The following is a 5,290-nucleotide window of genomic DNA, read 5'->3' as shown; positions in this document are numbered from 1 at the left end:
CCGAGCGCGCCGCCCGCCGCGGCGGACCAGCCGCCCGCCGTGCCGCGCAGCCAGGCGACGAAGGCCTGCTCGGTCGCGACGCCGTCCTCCTCGCACTCCGCCTCCCGCGCCTCGGCCATGGCGACAAGGGCGGCGGGATCGAGCCGTCCGGCGGCGATCGCCGCCTGCAGCGGCGTCGCGACCTCGTGCCGCGGCACCGTCCGGCCCGCCGCGGCCGCCTCCACCGTGTCGCGCCACCATTGCAGCCGGATCTGCGCCGCGATCGGGTTGGTCGCCGCCTCGCGCGCACGGGCGAGTTCGTGGTTGTAGGCGATCAGCGCGAAGAGCGCGTCGCGGCGATCCGCCGGCGCGAAAAGGGCGCAGAGGAAGCGGTCCGGGTCATGGGCGCGCGCGAAGGCCGCGAGGTCGCCGGCGGGTTGATCTGCCATCGCGCGCAGATGACCGTCCGGTGCGCGGCAGGCAAGCGTGGTTGACGCCCCCCCGCCCCACGCCTAGGTCAGCCTCCGGCCGCTTGACGCCGATCCTCGGGAGAAAGACATGCCCTTCAGCCTGCCGCCCCTGCCCTATTCCACCAGCGCGCTCGCCGGGAACGGCATGTGCCAGGAGACGCTGGAACTCCACCACGGCAAGCACCACAACGCCTACGTCACCGCGCTGAACGGCCTGATCGAGAGCAAGGGCCTGGCCGGCAAGACGCTCGAGCAGATCTGCGCCGACGCCGGGAAGCAGGGCGCCGACGGGCTTCCGGTGCTGAATCAGGCCGGCCAGCACTACAACCACATCCTGTTCTGGCAGGTGATGGCGCCCGGCGGCGCGCATGGCGAGAGCCTGCCGGCCGCGCTCGCCGCGAAGATCGACAGCGACCTTGGCGGCCTCGCGAAGTTCAAGGAGGACTTCAAGCAGGCCGGCGTGACGCAGTTCGGCTCCGGCTGGGCCTGGCTGGTGATCGGCGGCGACGGCAAGCTGAAGATCACCAAGACGCCGAACGGCGCCAACCCGATCTCGACCGGCGAGGGCCAGCCGATCCTCGGCGTCGACGTGTGGGAGCACGCCTACTACCTCGACTTCCGCAACGTGCGGCCGAACTACCTGCAGAACTTCCTGGACAAGCTGGTCAACTGGGAGGTCGTGGCCGACCTGCTGGCCAAGGGCGGGCTGAAGAGCGGCCAGAGCGCCTGACTGTCGCCTGACCGTCGACTGACGGCGTGCGGGGCGGGCGCCGCCCGCCCCGCACGGCCCGCGGACTCAGCTCTTCGCCACGTCCGCCGGCTTCGAATCGTTGGCCGCTTCCTGGCGCAGCACGCTGCTGATCGTGCCGCGCAGCACCGTGATGCGGACGTTCGGCGCGATCTCCACCTCGATCTCGTCGCTGTCGTCGCGGACCTTGGTGATGGTGCCGACGATGCCGCCGCCGGTGATCACCTTGTCGCTCCGCTTCAGCGCCTGGAGCATCGCGCGGTGCTCCTTCAGCTTCTTCTGCTGCGGGCGGATCAGCAGGAAGTAGAAGACGGCGAAGATCAGGATCAGCGGCAGGAGCTGCATGATCACGGCCCCGGTGCCGCCGGCGGCGGCGTCCTGGGCGTAGGCAGGGGAGATCCACATGGGCGGTCCGGCGTCCGTCTCTCGTGATGGGATTGCGGGGAGTGGGCCGGCAACCTAGCTTCCGCCCCCTTTGCGTCAACCCACCGGATCGTCCTCCGTGCCCGATCGCCTGACTTCCGACACCGACCTGCTGCCGGCGCTGACCCGCATCGCCGAGGCGCTGGAGCGCATGGCGCCCCCGCCGGCGGCCCGGCCGGATCTCGGCGCGGCCGACGCCTTCGTCTGGCATCCCGGGCCGCCGCCGCGCCTGGCCCCGGTCGCGAAGGTGGCCGCGGTCGACCTCGTGCTGCTCAAGGGCGTCGAGCGGCAGAAGGAGATCCTGCTGGAGAACACGCTCCGCTTCGCCCGCGGCCTGCCGGCCAACAACGCGATGCTGTGGGGCGCGCGGGGCATGGGGAAATCCTCGCTCGTGAAGGCCGCGCATGCAGAGGCCAATGCCGAGGCGCCGGGTGCGCTCGCGCTGATCGAGATCCATCGCGAGGACATCCGGACCCTGCCGGAGTTGCTCAACATCCTGCGCGGCCAGGAGCGGCGCTGCCTCGTCTTCTGCGACGACCTCTCCTTCGAGAGGGAGGATGCCGACTACAAGGCGCTGAAGAGCGTGCTCGACGGCGGCATCGAGGGCCGGCCCGCCAATGTGCTGTTCTACGCGACCTCCAACCGTCGCCACCTGATGCCGCGCGACATGATCGAGAATGAGAGCCGCGGCGCGATCCACGGCCAGGAATCGGTCGAGGAGAAGGTCAGCCTGTCGGACCGCTTCGGGCTGTGGATCGGCTTCCACAACTGCGACCAGGACACCTTCTTCGCGATGATCGACGGCTATGCCGAGATCTTAGGCCTGCCCGCGACGCAGGAGGACCTGCACAAGGCGGCCGTCGAATGGTCGGTCACGCGCGGCTCGCGGTCGGGCCGCGTCGCCTGGCAGTTCGTGCAGGACATGGCGGGCCGGCTCGGCGTGCGCATCCCGGCGTGACGGGGCCCGGCCGCTTCATGGGCGCGGGATGAAGAGTTGGACGGCTGCGGCCTTCGCGCTTGCGCCCCCGCGACCCTTCCCCGAGGTTCGGGTCGCGTCCTGTCTGCCGGGTTCCCGGTCGGCCGTCGCCGATGGCCCGGAGAGCCCAATGACCGCGATCACCAATTTCGCCCTGGCGCCGCTCGCGCTGCTGTTCCGCATTTCCCATGCGAACCCGATCCTCGCGATCCTGATCAGCGGCGCGGCGGGCGGCATCGCCTTCCTCACGGGCCACGACAACTGGATGGCGGCGCTGGTGAGCTTCGCCGCCTACCTGCTGATCTGGTTGGATGAGAGCGAGCTGCGCGCCAGCGAGGCGGCGGAAGCGCGGGAAGACTAGGCAGCCCCGCGCGCGGCGATCAGCCGCGCGCGATCCGCTCCACCCCGCCCATCCAGGGGCGCAGCACCTCCGGCACCGTCACGCTGCCGTCCTCCTCCTGGAAGGTCTCGAGCACGGCGATCAGCGCGCGGCCGACCGCGACGCCGGAGCCGTTCAGCGTGTGCACGAACTCGGTGCCCTTCCCGCCGGTGGGCCGGAAGCGCGCCTCCATGCGCCGCGCCTGGAAGTCGCGGCAGTTGGAGCAGGAGGAGATCTCGCGCCAGGCCTGCTGCCCGGGCAGCCACACTTCCAGGTCGTAGGTCTTGGTCGAGCCGAAGCCGGTGTCGCCCGCGCAGAGCAGCACGCGGCGCCAGGTCAGGCCGAGTTCCGTCAGCACACGCTCGGCGCAGCGCGTCATGCGCTCATGCTCGGCGTCCGAGGCGTCGGGCGCGGTGACCGACACCAGCTCGACCTTCTGAAACTGGTGCTGGCGCAGCATGCCGCGCGTGTCCCGCCCGGCCGCGCCGGCCTCGGAACGGAAGCAGGGCGTGAGCGCGGTCAGACGGATGGGAAGGGCGCCGGGATCGAGGATCTCCCTGGCGGCGAAATTGGTGAGCGGGACCTCGGCCGTCGGGATCAGCCAGCGCCCATCGTTGGTGCGGAACAGGTCCTCGCCGAATTTCGGCAGCTGGCCGGTGCCGTACATGGTCGCGTCGTTCACGAGGTAGGGCACGGTCGCCTCGGTGTAGCCGTGCTCCTCCGTGTGGAGCGTGATCATCCACTGACCGAGCGCGCGCTCGAGCCGTGCGAGCGCGCCCTTGAGCACGGTGAAGCGGGCGCCGGCGAGCTTCGCCGCGGTGTCGAACGCCATGAGGCCGAGCGCCTCGCCGATCTCGAAATGCTGCTTCGGCGCGAAGGCGAAGGCGCGCGGCGTGCCGTGGACGTGCTGCACGACATTCGCGCTTTCGTCGGCGCCATCGGGCACGTCCGGGTCGAGACGATTCGGGAGCGTGGCGAGCAGCGCGTCGCGCGCCTGTTCGTGCAGGTCGGGCGTCGCGGCCGCGGCGGCATCCATGGCCGCCTTCACGCTCTCCTTAAGCCTTTCGGCCGTCGCGGCGTCGCCAGCCTTCATCGCCGCGCCGATCTGCCGCGACAACTCGTTGCGGGTGGTCTGCGCGGCCTGGACGATGCGCGTCGCCTCGACCCGCAGGTCGTCGAGCCGGAGCAACTCCGCCGAAGCCGACGCCATCCCGCGCCGCGCGAGCGCCGCGTCGAAGGCCGCGGGATCGGCCCGCACCGCACGGATGTCATGCATGATCGTCAGCCCGCATCGCCATGTGCCGCGCAACGCGGCTTGCACCCCGGCTAAGGAAGCCCGCCCTGCCCGTCAAGGAGCGGTCAGGTCTTCGCCGCTGCCGCTGCCTCTTCCGCCCGCTTCTGCTTGCGCAGCATCAGCGTCGCCACCAGGATCGACAGCTCGTAGAGCAGGATCAGCGGCACGGCGAGGCCGATCTGGCTGATGACATCCGGCGGCGTGATGATCGCCGCGATGACGAACATGATGACGATGGCGTAGCGCCGCCCCTTCTTCAGCGTCTCCACCTGCACGATGCCGACGCGCGCCATCAGCGTCAGCAGCACCGGCAGCTGGAAGGCGATGCCGAAGGCCAGGATCATGTGCATGACGAGGCTGAGATACTCGCTCACCTTCGCCTCGAGCTGGATCGGCACGGTGGCCGCGTCGCCCGGCGTCTCGAAGCTGATGAAGAAGGACCAGGCCATCGGGAAGATGAGGTAGTAGGCCATCGCCGCCCCCGCGACGAACAGGAAGGGCGACGCGACCAGGAAGGGCATGATCGCGTTCTTCTCGGACCTGTAGAGGCCGGGCGCGATGAACAGCCAGAGCTGCGTGGCCCAGATCGGGAAGGAGAAGAACACGGCGCCGAAGAAGGCGACCTTCAGGTAGGTAAAGAAGGCCTCGTAGAGCGCCGTGAAGATCATGCGCCGGTCACCCCCGCCCTGCGAGGCGAGGATGTCGGCCAGCGGTGCGGCCAGGAAGCCGTAGATCTGCCGCGAGAAGTAGTAGCAGATCGCGAAGGCGATGATGAAGGCGATGATCGACTTGATGAGCCGCGTGCGCAGCTCCATCAGGTGCTCGATCAACGGCATCGGCTTGTCGTCGATCGTGTCGTTCGGATCGCGCGGCACGGTGGTTCGGTCCGATGTCAGGCCGCGCTGCCGGTGCCGGTCGCGGACGGAACGGGCGCGGGCGGCAACGGCGCGGGGGCAGGGCTGGGCGCGGCTTGCGGCGGCACGAAGGCCGGCGCCGGCGCGGCGACGGAAGGTGCGGAGAC

7 protein-coding genes are annotated in these 5,290 nt (G+C 70.2%); 3 read left to right on the top strand and 4 right to left on the bottom strand.

Translation table 11 applies throughout. From position 1 onward, the window contains the following. Positions 1 to 428, bottom strand: a 428-nt coding sequence (locus L2I40_RS18575; protein ID WP_237216673.1) for a squalene/phytoene synthase family protein, incomplete at its 3' end; no start/stop codon positions are given. 109 nt (positions 429 to 537) lie between these two features. Here L2I40_RS18575 and L2I40_RS18570 point away from each other — a divergent pair. Beyond that, on the top strand, positions 538 to 1,179 hold the full coding sequence (locus L2I40_RS18570; RefSeq protein ID WP_237216672.1) for a superoxide dismutase: 642 nt from the start codon (positions 538 to 540) through the stop codon (positions 1,177 to 1,179). A 66-nt stretch (positions 1,180 to 1,245) separates the two neighbouring features. On the opposite strand, the gene yajC is transcribed toward L2I40_RS18570, so the two are convergent. After that, on the bottom strand, positions 1,246 to 1,602 hold the full coding sequence (yajC, locus tag L2I40_RS18565) for a preprotein translocase subunit YajC (protein WP_237216671.1): 357 nt from the start codon (positions 1,600 to 1,602) through the stop codon (positions 1,246 to 1,248). 169 nt (positions 1,603 to 1,771) lie between these two features. On the opposite strand from yajC, the gene L2I40_RS18560 reads away from it, so the two are divergent. Next, positions 1,772 to 2,578, top strand: coding sequence for an ATP-binding protein (locus L2I40_RS18560; protein WP_237216675.1), 807 nt, complete (start codon positions 1,772 to 1,774; stop codon positions 2,576 to 2,578). Between the two features lie 148 nt (positions 2,579 to 2,726). Then, complete coding sequence (locus L2I40_RS18555) at positions 2,727 to 2,957, top strand: hypothetical protein (protein ID WP_237216670.1); 231 nt, start codon at positions 2,727 to 2,729, stop codon at positions 2,955 to 2,957. A 19-nt stretch (positions 2,958 to 2,976) separates the two neighbouring features. On the opposite strand, the gene serS is transcribed toward L2I40_RS18555, so the two are convergent. Continuing rightward, positions 2,977 to 4,251, bottom strand: a complete 1,275-nt coding sequence (gene serS / locus L2I40_RS18550) for a serine--tRNA ligase (protein WP_237216669.1) — start codon at positions 4,249 to 4,251, stop codon at positions 2,977 to 2,979. An 83-nt stretch (positions 4,252 to 4,334) separates the two neighbouring features. After that, on the bottom strand, positions 4,335 to 5,105 hold the full coding sequence (gene tatC, locus L2I40_RS18545; protein WP_237216674.1) for a twin-arginine translocase subunit TatC: 771 nt from the start codon (positions 5,103 to 5,105) through the stop codon (positions 4,335 to 4,337). Positions 5,106 to 5,290: the final 185 nt, after the last annotated feature.

It is taken from the genome of Falsiroseomonas oryziterrae, assembly GCF_021864505.1.
GTDB classification, from domain to species: domain Bacteria; phylum Pseudomonadota; class Alphaproteobacteria; order Acetobacterales; family Acetobacteraceae; genus Falsiroseomonas; species Falsiroseomonas oryziterrae.
The sequence above is the reverse complement of the archived record's forward strand: the minus strand, read 5'-3'. Positions and strand labels throughout refer to the sequence as shown.

Coding starts and splice junctions, on each gene's coding strand:
- L2I40_RS18570 (WP_237216672.1), top strand. CDS start 538: ATGCCCTTCAGCCTGCCGCCCCTGCCCTATTCCACCAGCGCGCTCGCC.
- L2I40_RS18560 (WP_237216675.1), top strand. CDS start 1,772: ATGGCGCCCCCGCCGGCGGCCCGGCCGGATCTCGGCGCGGCCGACGCC.
- yajC (WP_237216671.1), bottom strand. CDS start 1,602: ATGTGGATCTCCCCTGCCTACGCCCAGGACGCCGCCGCCGGCGGCACC.
- L2I40_RS18555 (WP_237216670.1), top strand. CDS start 2,727: ATGACCGCGATCACCAATTTCGCCCTGGCGCCGCTCGCGCTGCTGTTC.
- tatC (WP_237216674.1), bottom strand. CDS start 5,105: ATGCCGTTGATCGAGCACCTGATGGAGCTGCGCACGCGGCTCATCAAG.
- serS (WP_237216669.1), bottom strand. CDS start 4,251: ATGCATGACATCCGTGCGGTGCGGGCCGATCCCGCGGCCTTCGACGCG.